Origin of the sequence: Lysinibacillus sp. LZ02, assembly GCF_050613145.1 — a bacterium.
GTDB lineage: Bacteria > Bacillota > Bacilli > Bacillales_A > Planococcaceae > Lysinibacillus_B.
The window spans coordinates 3,723,983-3,742,413 of the sequence record NZ_CP192507.1 but is presented as its reverse complement, the minus strand read 5'-3'; the positions used below and the strand labels follow the sequence as shown (position 1 = coordinate 3,742,413).

The window sequence follows — 18,431 nt, the reverse complement described above, 5'->3', positions numbered from 1 at the left end:
GTGAGTGTGATTTTGTGTCACCCGCAACAACTTTATTTCAAAATAAGACTCTCTTTTATTCACACTATTTGTGAATGAAAGGGGGTCTTTTTTTGTGACAAAAATTTTAGAGCTAATAGATGATTTCAAGCTCAATCAACAAATTCGAGGTCGTAAACCAAGGTATGTAGAGATGTGTATTTGGCGGCTGACAAGGTGGCAGGAGTTTATGAAAGATGAGCTAGGCATATTGGAAGTAGAGGATGTTCAACCAATACACATTAAGAAGTATATACAGCATAGACAGCAACTAGGGAGCGAAAAGCCTATCACCATCAATAACAATATCGCAACGCTTAAGGTGTTCTTCAATTATTTGATAGACGAAGAGTTCGTTGATGAAATGGCAAATCCACTTAGACGAATAAAGAGCTTGAAGGAAGAAAAGAAAGTCATAGTGACATTCAATGATGAAGAAGTGAAACGGATTATTAATGATGTGAAGGAAGAAACATATTCTAACATCCGAGACAAGCTCATTTTAATTATGTTATTTGATACTGGTATTCGTGTGTCAGAACTATGTGGTATTAGAGAGCAGGATATTTCAGCAAGACATATTTTAATTCATGGTAAAGGCTCAAAACAACGTCTTGTTTATATTAGTAAAACGATGCGAAAGTATATGCGAAAGTTCGAAGAAGCGAAATTGAAGCGTTTCAGCCATAAGCATCTAGATGAAGTAGCAGATTATTACTTCCTAGACCAATGTGCAATGCAGATGCATCGTTCTCGCATTAACAAGATTTTAAAAGAGCATTGCAACAATGTAGGAGTGCGAGAAGAGATTCGTTGTTCACCACATGATTGTCGCCATTATTTTGCCCAGAAGCAGTTAAGGAACGGCATAGATGTTTATAGTCTTAGTCGCTTATTAGGACACTTTGATACGCAAATGACAGCCAAATATTTAAGGGGGTTAGAGCAGGACAGTATTTTGGAGATAGGACGGTTACACAGTCCATTAAATGATTTTGGTATTAAATAAAAAAGAGAGCGGCTACTCGCAATAGCACACTCTCAAAGCTCAATTAGCAGCACGCAAATACAACTAAATAGAGCCTCAATATATGCCTTCATTCTACTTGAAAAAAAGTAGATATGCAAAGGTCTAGTTTCTTATTGTCTTTTTTAGGGGAAGGAAGCGGCTCATTGGTGGTTGCCCATTAACACCAATCATAAATAAAACTGGTCAGGTTATGACGTTTCCATTGCACACAAACGTCTAGGATACCACTAGGAGCTTCCTTGTTGGCTTTGGTATCTGAATGGTGTTAGCGACCATTAAAGGCTAGGAGTGGAAGGTCTGAAGGCTTACGGGCTTGCAGGATGTATCACAGTTTGTAATTGTTGCCGAGTTCCTCATAACAGTAGGATAAGCATTTGCGTTGCATGTAGAGGGCATGTAAACGGGTTATATACACTATCGGGGCAGAAGTGGATAGTAGATACATTGAGAGGAATCTCACATTAACAAGGGCATACATAAACGGATACCTCATATGACGGATTCATGTTGCAATGGCTGTCTATGTTTTAGATTCTATTCAATTAGTTTCTGAAACATAGGCAGTCATTTTTGCACCAAGCCGTTGTCCTCAATTCTGGCTTCATGATAGGGTGCAAGACAGATGATGTCAATATTATTGGGGGAGCATTTACAGCTAATTTATAAAGTTGACTTTTGAGAACTTGTTGTACTGTACTAGACAGCAAATTGGATTAAAAAATATTTACGATACGAAACAAAGATTGCTCTAATAAAAAGTACACAGCTCTATAAAATATATATTTATAGAAAACTGTGTACTATTTTTAGTGGATTTTTTGAAGAATTTTTGTTCGCTTATTGTCAGGATGTTTTTTTACTTCGAAATGTAAAGACGAGTAGAATGCCATGACATTATGGTTTTTCATTAAGTTAGAGAACTGTTGTTTATTGGTAATTTTTAAGGCTTCCTTAATTTCTTGGAAAGGAATCATTAATCTGTCCTTATTGGCTTCAAGATAATTACAGAGACCTTGTATTTTATCGTTGTTAGTTTGATTATATATTTTTGATGAAATTAATTTCTGTGGATACCATTCCATTCTTTGAGATTTTGGAAAACAAACAGATGTTAATAAATTTAGAAAAATAGGGTCATTGTCAAAAATGTAGATGTTACACGACATGGCAGTACTATTGTTACGTTGATTACTTCTTTTTATTTCTTGGGTGTAATCTACTAATGTACTAATTATCTTATATACTTCAATTTTATTATCATTAAAACGTCTTTTATTTTTGATATTTGAGCATTGTAAACTACTTATACTTGTATCGTTTAATGAATAAATTAAATGGGATTTAGCGATATAATAATCTTCTCCTTTGTGTAAAATGCCCCCAAGGACTACTACATCACAAGTATTGAAGTCATTGCTACCTTTAGTTGAGCCAAAACTTGCAAATTTAATTTGATTGTAGAATTGAGTATTTTCAAATTCTGAAATAATTTCATTATAGAATTGTTTGTACACGGGAAAATAAATGTAAGAATTGCTATGGGATTTTGCTACCGATTTAACATCATTACATAAAGATTTAATCACTCGTTTCAGTGAAGTTTTTGAACTACTTAGATTATCTTGTAAGTGGAATTGTAAACTATCATATTGACGAAGCGGCTTTAAATCCAGCATATGATAATTTTCATGAATATAATCCATATCAATTAATGCTGTTCCATCGAATATAATTGTTTTAAAATTTTTAAAAACTGAATATTTGATTAAATGAGCTGTTGTTAGTGAGCATTTTTCTGAGTTGTAATTGTTTCTATGACCACCGTACTTAATAATCGATTCAATGAATTCTTTTAATGAAAATACTGAATCACTGTAATCAAAGCTATTTGAGAATCGTTTATTAAACTCATCGCTAAAAGTAAAAGCGGAATTTAATGGTGGCAAAAATACTCTCGATTTTTCATCAGAGTTGAAGGCAGAATTAACAATATTAAATGCAGCATTAAATTCATCCAACACTGGATTCTCGCAATTAAAAATATCTTCCAAACCTTCTCTTATCTCGTTTGAATGATTGAGAAAAGTATCATAGGTATAAGAATAAATATTATGCAATAAGGGCTTCTCATCAATAATGAGTAATTCACGCGAATATTTGTGTTCATTTACATAAAAGTCTTTGTAATTATTTAGTGAAGAATTTAGTAGACTTAGTCGTTTGGTAGTAATAATGATAATAGGATATTGTGACATATCGTATAGTTGATTATGAAAACGACAACTATTTGTGAAAGGACAATTATTTTTTATTTGTTGTATGCATTTAGTGTAATTTGTGTTCTTATTTTTATTTAAAGCACACTCATTTGGATTAAATCCATAAATGGCTAAAGCTACATCATTGTTACTTTGACGGTTAAAATAATCTTGCAGTTTAATAGCATCCTTAACACGTTCTACAACAACAATAGCACCGGAGTTTTTATTAGTATTAATAGCTTCACGTAAATATATTTTGATAATAAGCGATTTACCACCACCCATTTCTAAAGGTATAAGATAAGGCTTATCTTTATACGCAACATGTAGAATTTGTACGATATCGTAAATAGATTTTTTATGCAATTTATTAATGCTTTGTCCATAGGAACGTAATTCTGAATATACCATTTCTGAAACTTGGTTAATAAATAGTTTGTCAGAACTTGTTAAGTTTAAATTCAAATCGTTAACGCTAATAACACTTTTTTGAATACCTTCTAATACATCTATTACTTCATCTTCAAGTGTAAAATCTTCAGAATTGAGTATTTCGATTAACTCTTCCCATTGTAACTCCTGTGCAAGTGAATATAAGCTCATTTTAGCGTTGCAACCAGAGCAATGATAGAATAAAGAAGTTTTACTTATCCAGGCACTTGGTTTTTTATCATTGTGATGTGGCATACAACAGCGTAAAATTATTTTTTCGTTTGTTTCTCTAGTAATTAAAGAATTAAGTTGATTGTGTAGGAAATTAAACGTTTGTTCCCTCTTTGTATTACCTAATTTTTCGTAGTTATTTAGAAAATAAGTTGAAGTATCATTAGGTAGTTCTTCTGCTAAAAGTGGCGGTAAGTGCTCTTTTAATTCTAATTGAGTGTATTTTCGATTAGGCTGAAAGATTTTAGGTAAGACCATATACGGGTCATTAATATCTTTGTAATGTTTAAAAAAAGGTAACCTTAGTAATCTAGACTCATTGATACATTGTTTATCTCCATTGAAATACTTGACTAATTGTAATTGTATATAACGAAAATCCTTTACTTCACCGTTATTTAGTAACCAATAAGCGTGATATCCATTTTTAGAATCTACTACAATTGATGGACGCAACGGAAATGCAAGTAGTTGTTGTTTTACTTCTTTCTTCCAAGCAATTAGTTTTTCTTTACTATTACGAATATCTTTAGGGGCATCTATATCTACAAATTGTGCATTAATATGACCACCGTTAACGATACTTTTATCGGTAACAGTGCACCCATCGACTAAATCAAAATTAGGGGAATTTACAGTATAAAAAACACCAGTATGACCAGCGGAGAGTAAGCATTCATTAATGTACTCAGAGAACGAATCTACATCTGTTGTACATACAGCAATTCTTTCGCCTTTACTATTTAGACTAAATACATTTTCCTTAGTGATTAGTAAACTAAATGTTGGGGAGTAACCATCTTCTGAAATAAAGCGTATTTCAAAACAGCCCTCACCGTGAATGGCTTCTAGATATTTTTTTAGTGTTTGACCAAACTCCTTTCTTTTTTCTTTTGCAATCTCCATTAATACCATTATTATCGCCTCTCTTATAAATGTTAGAACAGTACACAGATTTTATTATTCGATATATAGTAAACTGTGTACTGTTCTACAGAATATAAGGTACAAAGTTAAAAGGAAATCACACACTGGTGTTTAGAAAAATGTATTTGAACCAGTGGAGAGTATCTTTACTAAGAGTGAATGCTAATCTTGAATTATAGATGGTGAAAGTATGGGGAAATATGAGGACAAAAACTTCTTATTTGACGAATTAGTTATCAAAGAAAAGAGGTATATTCAGGTTGCCAAGGGGGTTGGTTGCTCAAGCCAAATATTAAGAAACTGGTGTAAGAAATACGGTGTGAATGAAATAAGATTAACAGATACCTTGTATTAGATTTTAGTCAAATAAAATTTAAGCTTTTGTCAGTATAAATCAGGGAATTCAATGTGGATTGGATATACAATTTAGGGTATATGTAGTAGTATTGAATGAAACACTAAATTTTTAATGAGGTGTATTATTATGAGCCGAATAATTAAGATGTATAAAATAAAATATAAATTTTTGAGCGTAGCAACCAATTAGGTTGTTGCGCTCTTTTTTTTAGTACTTTATTTGGCACTTAGGAGGTTTTATATGGAGAAGCAATATTTAAAAGAAAAATTAGACGAATGGATACACATTAATGGGAAATTACCTAAGAAAGATGATATGAAGAGAATAGAAGGATTTCCTCCTTCATATCAATATTTCAAGGAACTGGGGTTAAAAAGATGGAATGAAGTATTGGTGTATTTTGGTTATAATCCTACCTTACGTTTATGGACTACTGATGAAATTAATTATATAAAGGAAAATTGGCTAAGTCATACAGATGGTGATATTGGAAAGGTGCTTAAACGAAGCAAAGATGCGGTAAGGTACAAGCGCCTTGAATTAGAATTGTTTAGGAAAAGTACTAAGCAGTCGTGGCAAAAGTGGGAGAATGACTTCTTAATTAACAATTTCTATGATGCTGAACAATCTGTTATTGAAGCTACTCTACCACATAGGAAATGGGAAACTATAAGAGCATACGCCACTAAGCAGTTAGAGTTAAAAAGAAAAAATCACTTGCATAAATATCAAACAGGTGATGGTAATCGAATTTGTGATATGTGTGAGGGAGTCTTTCCAGAGAACACTCAATATTTTTATAAAGATGGTAACGGTTATCGTACTAAATGTATTAATTGCTATAACATCTATCAAGAACAAAAGGCTCGAGAAAATGGTGTACTTACAAGAAAACTTAAACAAGAGAAATTTGAAGATGGTTTATCAAAGTGTAGTTGCTGCGGTGAATGGAAACCAATTGATTCATTTCAAATGATAACGAATGAATTACGTTCAATTAGAAGATACTGTCGTAAATGTGACAAATTTTACTTATGGGAATATAACTTGAAAAGAAGATATGGTGAAGATTATAAACTTGCCTACGAGGCTTCAATAGAAAAAGTCACTGATAATCAAGGTATTGTTTGGGATTCTAAAGATGAAGTATTTATTTCAAATTGGTTTTTTAAAAATGGTTTTCAAGTTAGTAAAGGTAAAAATTATAAAGATGTTTTTAAAGATGATTTATCAAAGCGAAGATTTGATTTTACTATAAAAAAAGATTCCAAAGTTTGGTGTGTTGAATATTTTGGATTATGGAATGTTAGGACATGGTATGGGAAGCATTATACAAAAAAAGCTAAGAAGAAAATTAAGCTACTATATAAATACCGACATGATTTTAACTTTATTATTTTATTTGAAAGAAATTTATTAAATTTAGAAAAGGCAATTAATGACGGATATCTAAAATAGTCTTATTTTACTTAAATATTGTCACATTCATTTAAATAATAATGAAACTCCATTTTCTAGACAATAACATGTCAATGAAATCGGAGTTTTATTTGAAGACCTATTTACATTTCTTTTAAGCCTAACATATTTCGATATCTATTAATTTGAATAACATTATTCTTTGGATATCTTGCTTTATATCTTTCCCACATTTCAGGTGATTGTTCTGGTAAATTAAGTATCTGAGATTGCTGTGCAAGTGTTAATAATATTTTTTCAATATCGGTAGGATATGAGTTGTGTTCGGTATAGTGTAAGGGCGCATAAATTCTTTCTGTGTTAAATGAGAGAGATTGGAGTAAAGAATTAAATTTTTCTACTAAATCTTCAAGTTCACCTAAATCGAATGTCTCGAATGTCCCTGTTACAACTTTTGCTTTTATTAAATGTGCAAGACGAGAGTTTCTTAGACTATGTAACTTGTTCAATAAATTTTTAGTGTTTTCATCGAATTTCTGAGCTTTTAAATCAGATGTGAAACTATCTTTATATTTTGGAAGAATATTTTGCGTAATTTCATTTCTAAATTTTGGGATTGTTAACACATCACTACCAGTATCTGTAACAATTCTTGAAATAATAATTATAGAGTTCTCATAAAGGTTTCTTTTAACTATTGAAAAAAAGATGCCATCACCGCTGTTACAAAAAATTTCAAAGGGGAAATTCTGAATTTTTTTTAGTATATAAATATTAGAATTTAATGTTACCAATTCTGAGTATAAAAAAGAAATTTGTTGATTGTATAAATTTAAAAAGTTTGGATTTAATATTTCTGTTACATCCATATTTTTGTGATTAGACATGTTAATTCCTCCTATATATTAAGTATACTATCTATTATATAGAATTTAAGTAGAAAGTAGGATAGATATTATGGACATTGAAAATGAAGATGTTATTTGTTGTAATTGTACAATTAATGAAGTTATGGACACGTTTCAAATTGAATATGAGGAATTAGAACATTATCCTAAAATTAATGTTGTAGGCTATGGGGAGGAGGTTTATTATTCTTGTGAAAAATGTGAAGAAGAGTTGCAACCCTTAGATTTATACTTTGAAAGTGAAGAAAACTTATTTGTTGCTATGAAATTAATAGGTAGGGAGATTGCTAGGGTATTATCTTTTGAGATTGAACATTGTTCTTCTTGTGCGGGGAGCGATTTAGAAGAATATGAATATAGAGCAACTAAGGAAGATATTCCAGTCCAAAGTTTTGGGATTGATTTGTATGATTTTTTCGAAGAAAAACAATTACCCGAAGAATATCATAAGTTTGTGTTATCAAATTTAAGATGTAGTGGCTGTGGATATGGAGAGTCGTATCATCCAAAACATAATCCAAACGGTGGCGAATTCAATTATACTGATAAAATTTATTCTTCTATTGAAATAGATCAATTTTGGGGATTTGAAGAGGAATTTATTAAAATTGCTAAAGATTACGGTTTCGATTTATCTTCTGAACAAATAGAAGACTTTATTGATTATTGCTCAACTAATCCATTAATGGCTAGTAAACATGAATTAGCGGAAATTCTATTTCGTATAGTTAAAGAATTTTATGAAGATGAAACTACTGTGTCGATTATATATAAAGATAGCCTGTTATATCGAGGTAGAAGTAGAGCTAAAGATACTAATCAATTTGCTGTTAATGAGATGGGAATGCCTCCAAGAGGAGTTGCCAGTCATGGAAGATATAATTTAATAGGTACATCAGTTTTATATTTAACTAACAATAAACTAGGTGTTCCTTATGAAATAGAACCTCGTAAAAATGAGGTTGTAGATATTTCAACTTTTTTTGTAAAAGAAAATCTTAATTTATTTAAGGTTGATGAGGCTTTTAAAGGATTTTCTATGTATATTAGTAAAGAAAATGAAGAAAGTATTACGGTTAAACGTAATTATTTATTTACTAACTTTTTAGCGAGTGTATGTAATGAAATTGGTTTTGATGGTATTTATTATAAAGGGGCAGGCGATAAACCATATTTTAATATAGCTTTATTTGATGGAGTTTTAGATAAGGTAGATTGTAAAAATGAAATTGAAACATTAAATATTAAAACGATATACGATATTTAGTATTTAGTCTATAAAACCTTCGTTTAGTAGACAAATTAAAGAGAGAGCATAAATTAACGTTTGTGCTCTCTTTTTTTATGGAATTTGTCTATAAACTCGTCTATTATTAAAAGTATATAAAACGTATAAGTTTATAGAAATGAGGGTTTAATTTTGACTAGAATTATTGGTTATTGTCGTGTAAGTACTGAAGAACAGAATTTAGATATGCAGGAACGAGCAATTCAAAATTATGCAGACCAGAAAGGATTAGAGCTTGTTTTATATGTAGAGAAAGTGTCGAGCCGTAAGAATGAGCGTACAGAATTAATCAATGCAATGAAAGCAGCCACAAAAGGTGATTTGTTCGTTGTATATAAGCTAGACCGTTTAGCACGAAGTACAAAAGAGTTGTATGAGCTGACAGACCAATTAAAAGAAAAGGAAGTAGATTTTGTATCTGTACATGATTCATTTGATACTTCAACACCTACTGGAAAAGCTATGTTTGGAATGCTAGCTGTATTTGCAGAGTTTGAGCGTGATATCATTCAACAACGAACTAAAGCGGGATTAGAAGCAGCTAGGAGAAGGGGGAAGGTTGGTGGCAGACCTGCAATTGATGATAAGGTAAAAAAGCATGTACGAGCATTATTTGAAGCGGGAGAAAGTGCTACTGATATTGCTAAGGAATACAAAATAGGCAGAGCAACAGTTTACAAGATTATTAATGATGAGAAAAAGTAGTGTTATATTTTGTTATAAAATAATTAAGGAGATGTTTTAGATGGTTAATAAAAAAATAAATCTATATGTGGATGATTTAAGAGATTGTCCGGAAGGTTTTACTATCGCAAGAAATGTTGAAGAAGCAATACGTTACATTGAAAATCATAGGATACACATTCTCTCCTTAGACCATGACTTAGGGGAAGATGAAAATGGGAGTTTATTACCTAATGGATATGATTTGGTGAAATATATTTGTGAGAAAGGGTTACGTGCGGATAGAATTTATATTCATACTGATAACGGTGTTGGAAGAGAGAATATGTTTCATACACTTAAGGCAGCCCAAAGAAGAGGTTTTATAGACAAGGATATTGAGATTTATCATTATTCGATTACTATTAATAAATACTCGGGTTAATGAATATGTTTATTTGCTTCAAAATTAATTCGCAATATCTTCTTTGCCTTTGCAGAATTTGAAAGAGATATGATTGTTGAACGTACACAAGAAGGTAAAGCAATCACTAGACAGAATCCAGATTATCGAGAAGGTAGAAAGCCTAGTTATACAAAGAAGCAGCTTGAACACGCTCTGGAGATGTTAGAGAGCCATTCATATAATCAAGTTGTTGAAAAAACAGGTATTAGTAAAAGTACACTTATTCGTGCTGTTAAAAAGCAAAAACTGAGTAGCAAATGAATTTGAATAAAAAGTGTTTTGGAGAGAAGTGATTCTAATGAATTACTTCTCATTTTAATTTATGTCTAACTGAAGGCATTGCAGCAAGTGAATACAAAGTTGTATGCGAGTCGAAGCGTAAGTTCATTAAAAGTGAAATATGTTATAATTTACCTAAAAAGGGTGGAGATATTATGAATGAGGTAGAAAGTCGTGTAGCAGCAGGAGTAATAACTGAGTTAGTAAAACAGACTGTTTATCCAATTAAGCATGCTGTTACAAGTAAATGGGGTAAATCTGCGTTAAAAAGTGAAATCGAACTAATAGATGCGTATGAAAAATATTTAACTAAAAGTAAAGAAAAATATAGTAAAACTAAAACCTTACTATATAAAAGGACGCCTAAAGACTTATATTCCTTTTATGAAAATTTAAATGTTAAATACGAAGAGCAACAAATTGATACTTCTGATATTCGTAGTATTCTTGAGGTTAGTAATAGGATTATTATAACTGGTACAGGTGGTATAGGTAAGTCTACTATGATGAAACATTTTTTTCAAAATAGTATAGATACTACGTTTTTAGTTCCGATAATGATAGAATTACGAAACTTAAATGATAGGACTAATAATGGTGAAATTGATTTAGTAGATTACATATACAATAATATAGTAGATTTTGATTTTAATACGAAAAAGATTTATTTAGAATATAGCCTGGAAACAGGTAAAAATATATTGTTGTTTGATGGCTTGGATGAAGTAAAGAACGAAATTTTAAATGATGTGATTCTCGCAATACAAAAGTTTGGTCATAAGTATAATAAGTGCCCAATTATTGTAACTTCTAGACCCACAGATAGTTTTATAGGTTGGAATGAATATATAGAAGTTTCTGCATGTCCATTATCAAAATCACAAGCATTAAGTTTAATAAATAAATTAGATTTTGATACGGATATAAAAAAAAATTTTTATAAAGAATTAGATGAACGATTGTATGATACATATGAAGACTTTGCATCTATACCGCTATTATTAACTATTATGTTAATTACATACGATAATAATGCAAATATTCCTAAAGAATTACATGAATTTTATGAGCAAGCTTTTTCAGCGTTATTTTATACTCATGACGCTTCAAAAGGGGGATATAAACGAGAAATTGAATCTAAACTTAGTTATGACAGATTTAAAAAAGTGTTTTCTCATTTTTGTTTTCAATCTTATTTAAATGATGATTACACATTTACTAACGAAAAAGTTCTATCTTATTTGAACGAAAGTAAACGAAAATTTGAAAATGATTCGGATTTTAATACAGAAAATTTATTAGATGACTTGATAAATTCAGTATGCATGTTGGTAAAAGATGGACTTAAATATGTCTTTCCTCATAGGTCTTTCCAAGAATATTTTGCAGCAATTTATACAATGAATTTATTGGATGACATACAAGAAAAATTATTTAATGAAATTGTTCATGGTAAATCAGATTGCTTTGATAGTAGATATGTAGAGATTTTAGAGCAATTACAACCAGACAGATTTGCTAAAAACTTCTTATTACCAAAGGCTAGAGAGTTAAACTCGATGATAAATGAAAAATCTTATATTAAAATATTAAGCCTTTTTTATATGGAGGCTGTGATAGGTAACAAGTTTTTAGCTTTCCCGATAAATGATACAACTTATTTCCATATTTTTGACAAGATATTGAAATTAGAAGGTAAGGTTAATGGGGGATGGGATAAAAATGAAATTTCACAACTTTATAAAAAAATCATAAAAAAATTAGGGGAAGAAGTGAATGGTATTGAATTTAATCAACTTAATGAATTAGGGTTATTAGAAGATATGTTGGGAATAATTAACTTCTATAAAGAAATAGAAATTTTCAGTAAGGGTGTAGAGAAAATAGAAGCTAAATTAGTTACCCAATCGCTTTCATCAGAAGATTTTTTAAAAAACTTATAGTTTTATAATAAAGGTTATACCCTTCTTCTCAAATCACAACAACTACTCTACAATAGAAGATATAGTATTTTATTGGGAATGGGTAATTGTCTGATAATTGTGAACGGAAAACCCTTCTGAACGTAGTTGACCCAGCAAAAGTTCCTCGCTCGGAATTACAAAACGCTGCATCAGTAGCTGCTCTATTCTTAACAACAGAAGCAGTTGTAGCATAAAGGATATATAAAACACTTATCTAAGTAAATTTGATGTAGTAAAATGGAGGGGAAAATTTGAAATTTGTATATTATAACGATACTGGCAGAGAAGTAAGCATACATCCAGCTACCGAGTTACATGGCACAAAATGTGATATGTCAACAATTCAACCATTAGAAATGCGGACTTTTATTCTACCTGAAAACACATATCCTTGGGTGAAAATGTGGGATTATGGAGAAGAGCGTGGTCTTAGTATTTTAGTTTCTCCTGAAAGAGAAGAGTAAAATTTCTATATTGGATTAATTGAAATTTAAATAATGCTAATCCAAACACCTATCTAAGAAGATTTAGATAGGTGTTTTTACTTTATAAAGTAATCAATAATAGACATGTCCAATTATTGAAAACATAACTATTATTTAGGTTGAATAATATTGTAAAATACCCTTTCACCTGCTACAATTGAATGAACAAATAGTGTGGAATTTGAGTCGCCAATATATTTTGAAATAAACGTACGACTACGCAATCGGTATCCGCGGCGTAACATCAATCGACGGCATGACTTCTGACTGGGCACGTATCCCTTACGACGTATTAGAAAAGATTTCTGTACGTATTGTAAATGAAGTGAAGCACGTAAACCGTGTGCTGTATGATATTACTTCTAAGCCACCAGCGACGATTGAATGGGAATAAACGCTCGCCAAATTTCGAGGAGCTTTAGCGCCGCAGAAATTTTTTGCGCAGCAAAGCGGGCGTTTGCGACGAGCAGCGTAAGCAGCGCAGGAGCACACACGTAGATAGGAATAGGAACCACTCGAGCAATCGAGTGGTTTTTGCGTTTAAAATAGGCGAAGTATAGAGGGCAACTGTACAGGAAAAGTTTTTCGTGATAGATGTACAATTAAGTAGTAACCAGCAATTCTGGTTGTATCAAGGGTTTGAAGGTTGTCTGAGTGATCATTTACTTGTTCACCTGCAACAACTTTATTTGTGACAAAAATTTTAGAGCTAATAGATGATTTCAAGCTCAATCAACAAATTCAAGGACGGAAACCAAAGTATGTAGAGATGTGTATTTTGCGGCTGACAAGGTAACAGGAGTTTATGAAAGATGAGCTAGGAAACCCCTCACAAAATTTATTTTTTAAAGAAGTAGCGTATCTATGTAACGATTATACAGGGAAGACTTATATACTGACTTATGATGAATTAGATACTAAAGAATAAAAGACTGAAAGAAGGAATAGTAGAGTAAATAATGATTGGTGTCTTAACTTAATGGTATGAGAGTTGTGGAATGGATTCTTCTTCAACTAGGTGTCCCGTCAGATGTATGCGGATTTACAACGGTAAGCAAAGAAATATCCCCAAACGACGCTTTGGTAATGTTTTTTAGGGTATTCGTAACAAGTGATGGAATACCCTATTTAAGTATTATTGATTACTACATAATTTGCATATTGTTCAGTAGCAAACTAAATGAAGTATAAGTGAGTTAATTTCATAATTCTAACCCCTTCAGTATCAAGGGTTTCAATGAAATAAAAATGAGGCACCTCCCCAAATTCGGTATAATGGTAGCGACTAAACCAACCTTATACGAACGGAGTGAATGCCTCATGACTATTGTAAAACAAATTAGCCTTTTTGACATCCATCAATTATTCGAAATGGAAAGTTCGCACCGTTTTGATGCGATTTTTGCCACTTTCGATGTACAACCAATCTTTCAGCTTTTTTCTAAAAAGACGTTGCGTGGCGCTCCACGTGAATGTAACTATGGTGCCATGATTCAATCATTGATGATTCGTATTGTTGAACGTATTCCCACAATAAAGGATTTAGTTAAGCGTTTAGTCCACGATCCTTTATTCCGTTTCGATTGCGGGTTTCTTGTTTCAGATTCTGTCCCTTCAGAAGCTTCGTATTCGCGCATGATTGATGTGATTAGTCAGTCTGATGTTTTGGATAACATGCAAGATGAACTGATTCAAATTGCCTTTTTAGAAGGTTTTCTTTGTGATGAACACCTTGCCTTTGATGCCACGCATTTCGAAGCACGTGATGCATCCAAACCCTCTAAGAAGAAAGAAAATAAGCCACCAAAGAAACGTGGTCGTAAAACGAAAGAAGAACAGGTAGCTTGGACCGTTGAACAAGCTCAAATCGAAGCCAATCTGACAACGTATGAAAAGAAATTAGAAGCACAATTATCCATTCCACTTGAAAAGCTTTGGCAGGACATACCAATTAATCCGAATTGGGGTATCAAGAAAAATAGTGACGGTAAAAATACGTTTTGGTATGGCTTTAAGGGACATCTGGCTGTTTCAACCAAAAGTCAATATATTGTAGGTCGCCTCATGTCTTCAGGTAATTTATCTGACAGTAAAGCGACTATCCCGCTACTCAAAAAAATAGAGGCTATTATGCCTAAATATTTTACAACAGCGATATTTGATGCCGGTTATGATTATGAACCGATTTATAAACAAGCATTGGCCCAAAAGATGCGTGTCGTCATTCCGTACAATGTTCGAAATGAAGGCGAATATCTAGGATTCGATGCATATTTCCGACCAACTTGTGTACGCGAACATAGTTACTGTTACGATAGCTTCGATGAACAATACAATACGTTAAAATACACACGGCCGAAAGAATGTGCAAGCTGTCCGTTACGTGAAGACTCACTTTGCCAAAAAGTGTTTAAAATCAAATGTACGACGGATATCCGAAAGTATACGTCCCCAGCACGTGGCTAAGAATTATGGAAGAAGCTTTACAAAGAACGTACAGCAGTAGAACGAATCAACGCCTATTTAAAACAATACTTTCAATTAAACAACGTCCGTCACCGTACAGGTAAAAAAGCAAAACTACACTTTAATCTGGTGACATTTATTTATAATGCTTGTAAATTAGCCGTTGACCGATTGCATGCATTATTACACGCACAACAGCAAGTAGCATAATTTAAAAAAAACGTAAGTTTCGAAACAAGAGCAGTCTAAGCTCTGAAAAAAGATGATTTATGAAATTGATTCAATTATATAATTTTTTAACCTAATTTTAACCTTTATAGTTTAATTTGGAATTGTAATAAAGAATAAAAGTATAGGAGTTGATAATTTGACAATAGTAAATCAACAAGAGTTAATCCAAGAATTTGCAAAAATGAAGGCATATCATTTTGATGAATCACAGACTACACAATCGCTATCCGCTGCAATAAGTCTAGATGATATCAATTTAGATGGATGTCCTCAAGAAGTAAGAGATGTTACAGAAGAATACCGAGTGAAAATTAGATACTATCATGCAGAACAAAAAACAAATATGGAGAATGAAGTAGATATGTATAATACTTCTCCAGACAAGGAAACCGCAAAAAAAAAGCTTGAAGAAACGTTAAATAAATATCGAGCTGAATCTAAAGCATATATCGAGAAGACAATAGATGAGTATCACGCAAAATTAATGGATATTTCCGAAAAATATCCAGAACAAAGAGACAATATATTGAAAGTTGCTGATCAGGTGACTGGATTTGCAGCACATTATGTGCGAGCGATTGCTGATCTGGCAAAAGATGTAGCAGATACTGTTATTACAACTATAATTGATATAGGTAAAACAGTAATCGATACTATTTCAGACATTGGTAGAAAAATTTGGCCATTTTAGAAGTGTATTAAACTAAATAATTTTAAAAATTGGGGGGTTTTTATATGTCAGTAGCAGTAGCAGAATTTAAAAGTGCATTAACACAAATCAAAGAACATCACAAATCGGGTAATCTTGGTAGCTATAGACCAATGCTGAAAGCTGGGTTAAAAGAGGAGGACCTTGAAAATTTTCCTGAATTAAAAAGTATTACAAAGGAATATCAAGGTAATTTAAATTCCTTTAAATCTGAAGAAGAAACTCACATCAACGGCAAAATGGAAGTGTATAAAGACTCGCAGGATTCTGGCAAACTTGATGCATTCAAAGCCGCTATGGATGCACGTAAAGAAAAAGCAAAAGAAGATTCTGCCAAAATGATCGATTCATATTATGATAAATTAATCCAAGTTGGTACTGATCATCCAGAACAAGTAGATGTTATTTTAGGATTAGCAGACTTTGTAATGGGCTTTATGAAGGACATTTTCAACAAAATTTCTGAAATCGTAGTTCAGGTGGTACGAGTTATCGTTGAAGCGATTGAAAAAGCATTTGAATTTGTTAAAAATGCATTCAACTCAGTTACCGGTGCTATTGCTTCATTATTTTAATTAAAACTAGAAAAAACAAAAATCTCCCTGTGAGGTTTTTGTTTTTTTGAATATGGGGTCCCGTCACATAACCATCAAGCTAACCGTGAAAAACCCTAGCTCCCCCTTGAGTTTTGTACTGTGACTCCTGCGTTTTGGAAAAATAAACAGACCAAATAAACCGATGAAAATGTGATTTTTTTCGCTAGGTGACTTGTCTTTTATTCATCGTCATTTCATAAACAACACCCAGAATATCGAAGACGGTCTGCTTCTTATAGCGATGACATTTGCGACCGTTCTTTTTGAGTAGCTGATAAAGGCGATGTAGCATGTTCAAGAGTTCATCTGTGCCAACTGCCATGGCTCGGAACAGTAATGGAAAGTAATCTTTCACCATGTAAATCGCTTTATATTCACTCAGTTCCTGCTTTTTCTTTTCAAGCAGGAGCTGTCTCATTTGAAACATGGTGGAAGAACAGACCAGAATGCCAATGAGTTGGCCATATAAATGGCATTCAAGACGTTCTTTTTTGATCTTCTTACACGCGTCCATTTCAAAGAACGACTTCCATGTTTTAAATAAAATTTCAATCTGCCAACGTAGTGAATACAAGGCATGCACGTAGTTCGTCGGCACTTCTTCTGACGATGTGTTCGTGATATACACATTCATGCCCATTAAACGTTTGCTTTTCTCCTTCATGACAATGCCTTTTTTCTTTTCACGTATCGCTTGGTTTTTCAGGCGTGTTTGGGTTTGATCGTCGGTTAAACGATGGATGATGACACGTGTTGGCAGCTTCTGATTTTGACCAATGTATGCCTCGGAGATTTCTAGCGTTTCACCAGGGGTTAGACTAGCCATCATCTGTGCCATATCCAGCTGGATGTATTCGGTTTGCTTTTTTAGCGTGCCATTTTTGAAGTATTCCGGCTCAGGGTTCTTGATATAAATGCGTGTATTCAGCTTCAAACGCGAGATATAGTATGCCTCTTTATCGTGAATCGCTTGTAGATCGCTTAAATCGAAATAACCGAGATCACGTAAACAGAGGTCTCCTTTTTCAACGGTTTCAAGACAAACAGTGCCGTATGTTTTATCATTGTTCTTTCCCGGCCCAAGCTGCACATGTAAGAATTGACCACTAAGCAGATCATATTCAAGTTGGATTTTGACACCAGCTGTGTTACTACTCCCTCCAGAGCCTTGATAATCAGTGGCAAAGGAATCAGGAAGTTGAAACACCGTCGCGTCTAAAATCCGAATACGTTCGAAAGCAGAAAGGATACGTGAAGAGAGGGATTGTGTCGCACAAAGTTTTTGTGTGAGGAGGAAAGTAAAGGCTTCTTGGAGAAAGGCGACAGCTGCCGAATTAAAGCGTTGATTCAATCCTTCTGGGCTCATGAGTACCCCGGTGGAAGCTTCTAACCGACTGCACAATTGTGGAAGGGATGTGCTAGCGATTTCCTGACTAAGCCATACACAAAGGGCCATCAGTTCGTTTGCTTGATACTTACTAGCTCGCTGGACAAAGCCAACTTGTTTGGCCATTTTTTGTAGGATTATTGGGGAGAGACAGCGTTGTAATTCTTGTGCGAAAAGATGTAGTTCATTTGAAATGATTGGATTCATCAAAAACGCCACCCTTTCTCGTAAACGAATGTTTTTACAGAAAGAATAGCATTTTTTTCGATTTTGGGGAAATTAGTTTCGTTAGCTTGATGGGTATGGAGTCCTG

Annotated in this window: 12 protein-coding genes and 4 pseudogenes; 13 read left to right on the top strand and 3 right to left on the bottom strand. The window is 32.8% G+C overall.

Annotated elements, in window-relative coordinates:
* The first annotated feature begins 94 nt into the window (after positions 1-94).
* On the top strand, positions 95-1,027 hold the full coding sequence (locus ACQQ2I_RS18105) for a tyrosine-type recombinase/integrase (RefSeq protein WP_431028150.1): 933 nt from the start codon (positions 95-97) through the stop codon (positions 1,025-1,027).
* An 827-nt stretch (positions 1,028-1,854) separates the two neighbouring features.
* On the opposite strand, the gene ACQQ2I_RS18100 is transcribed toward ACQQ2I_RS18105, so the two are convergent.
* A complete protein-coding gene (locus tag ACQQ2I_RS18100; protein WP_431028149.1) occupies positions 1,855-4,887 on the bottom strand; it encodes a hypothetical protein in 3,033 nt (1,010 codons plus the stop codon).
* Positions 4,888-5,497: 610 nt separating this feature from the next.
* Here ACQQ2I_RS18100 and ACQQ2I_RS18095 point away from each other — a divergent pair.
* Positions 5,498-6,715 (top strand): hypothetical protein, encoded by a 1,218-nt coding sequence (locus ACQQ2I_RS18095; protein ID WP_431028148.1) that lies wholly within the window; start codon positions 5,498-5,500, stop codon positions 6,713-6,715.
* A 104-nt stretch (positions 6,716-6,819) separates the two neighbouring features.
* Here the strand turns inward: ACQQ2I_RS18095 and ACQQ2I_RS18090 are convergent, their stop codons facing one another.
* Positions 6,820-7,563: a hypothetical protein gene (locus ACQQ2I_RS18090; protein WP_431028147.1), complete on the bottom strand. Its 744-nt coding sequence runs from the start codon at positions 7,561-7,563 to the stop codon at positions 6,820-6,822.
* Between the two features lie 70 nt (positions 7,564-7,633).
* On the opposite strand from ACQQ2I_RS18090, the gene ACQQ2I_RS18085 reads away from it, so the two are divergent.
* The 11 genes and pseudogenes from ACQQ2I_RS18085 (at position 7,634) to ACQQ2I_RS18035 (ending at position 16,710) form a co-directional block, all read left to right on the top strand.
* The gene (locus ACQQ2I_RS18085) at positions 7,634-8,851 is read left to right on the top strand and encodes a hypothetical protein (RefSeq protein ID WP_431028146.1); all 1,218 of its coding nucleotides are present in this window, start codon (positions 7,634-7,636) and stop codon (positions 8,849-8,851) included.
* 153 nt (positions 8,852-9,004) lie between these two features.
* Positions 9,005-9,577: a recombinase family protein gene (locus ACQQ2I_RS18080; protein ID WP_431028145.1), complete on the top strand. Its 573-nt coding sequence runs from the start codon at positions 9,005-9,007 to the stop codon at positions 9,575-9,577.
* A gap of 40 nt (positions 9,578-9,617) precedes the next feature.
* Positions 9,618-9,980 (top strand): cyclic-phosphate processing receiver domain-containing protein, encoded by a 363-nt coding sequence (locus tag ACQQ2I_RS18075; RefSeq protein ID WP_431028144.1) that lies wholly within the window; start codon positions 9,618-9,620, stop codon positions 9,978-9,980.
* A 21-nt stretch (positions 9,981-10,001) separates the two neighbouring features.
* Positions 10,002-10,262, top strand: a pseudogene (locus ACQQ2I_RS18070) (helix-turn-helix domain-containing protein); the annotation flags it as partial.
* Positions 10,263-10,435: 173 nt separating this feature from the next.
* Entirely contained in the window at positions 10,436-12,223 is a 1,788-nt protein-coding gene (locus ACQQ2I_RS18065) for an NACHT domain-containing protein (RefSeq protein WP_431028142.1), read from the top strand.
* Between the two features lie 122 nt (positions 12,224-12,345).
* Positions 12,346-12,438 (top strand): annotated as a pseudogene (locus ACQQ2I_RS18060) (TCP-1/cpn60 chaperonin family protein); the annotation flags it as partial.
* A gap of 57 nt (positions 12,439-12,495) precedes the next feature.
* A complete protein-coding gene (locus ACQQ2I_RS18055) occupies positions 12,496-12,708 on the top strand; it encodes a hypothetical protein (protein ID WP_431028141.1) in 213 nt (70 codons plus the stop codon).
* 229 nt (positions 12,709-12,937) lie between these two features.
* A pseudogene (locus tag ACQQ2I_RS18050) lies at positions 12,938-13,123 on the top strand (glutamine-hydrolyzing GMP synthase); the annotation flags it as partial.
* A 926-nt stretch (positions 13,124-14,049) separates the two neighbouring features.
* A pseudogene (locus ACQQ2I_RS18045) lies at positions 14,050-15,405 on the top strand (transposase).
* 157 nt (positions 15,406-15,562) lie between these two features.
* Positions 15,563-16,117, top strand: a complete 555-nt coding sequence (locus ACQQ2I_RS18040; protein WP_431028140.1) for a hypothetical protein — start codon at positions 15,563-15,565, stop codon at positions 16,115-16,117.
* A gap of 44 nt (positions 16,118-16,161) precedes the next feature.
* Positions 16,162-16,710 (top strand): hypothetical protein, encoded by a 549-nt coding sequence (locus tag ACQQ2I_RS18035; RefSeq protein WP_431028139.1) that lies wholly within the window; start codon positions 16,162-16,164, stop codon positions 16,708-16,710.
* A gap of 184 nt (positions 16,711-16,894) precedes the next feature.
* On the opposite strand, the gene ACQQ2I_RS18030 is transcribed toward ACQQ2I_RS18035, so the two are convergent.
* A complete protein-coding gene (locus tag ACQQ2I_RS18030; RefSeq protein ID WP_431028138.1) occupies positions 16,895-18,325 on the bottom strand; it encodes an IS4 family transposase in 1,431 nt (476 codons plus the stop codon).
* Between the last annotated feature and the right edge of the window lie 106 nt (positions 18,326-18,431).

Coding starts and splice junctions, on each gene's coding strand:
- ACQQ2I_RS18100 (WP_431028149.1), bottom strand. CDS start 4,887: ATGGTATTAATGGAGATTGCAAAAGAAAAAAGAAAGGAGTTTGGTCAA.
- ACQQ2I_RS18095 (WP_431028148.1), top strand. CDS start 5,498: ATGGAGAAGCAATATTTAAAAGAAAAATTAGACGAATGGATACACATT.
- ACQQ2I_RS18090 (WP_431028147.1), bottom strand. CDS start 7,563: ATGTCTAATCACAAAAATATGGATGTAACAGAAATATTAAATCCAAAC.
- ACQQ2I_RS18085 (WP_431028146.1), top strand. CDS start 7,634: ATGGACATTGAAAATGAAGATGTTATTTGTTGTAATTGTACAATTAAT.
- ACQQ2I_RS18075 (WP_431028144.1), top strand. CDS start 9,618: ATGGTTAATAAAAAAATAAATCTATATGTGGATGATTTAAGAGATTGT.
- ACQQ2I_RS18065 (WP_431028142.1), top strand. CDS start 10,436: ATGAATGAGGTAGAAAGTCGTGTAGCAGCAGGAGTAATAACTGAGTTA.
- ACQQ2I_RS18035 (WP_431028139.1), top strand. CDS start 16,162: ATGTCAGTAGCAGTAGCAGAATTTAAAAGTGCATTAACACAAATCAAA.
- ACQQ2I_RS18030 (WP_431028138.1), bottom strand. CDS start 18,325: ATGAATCCAATCATTTCAAATGAACTACATCTTTTCGCACAAGAATTA.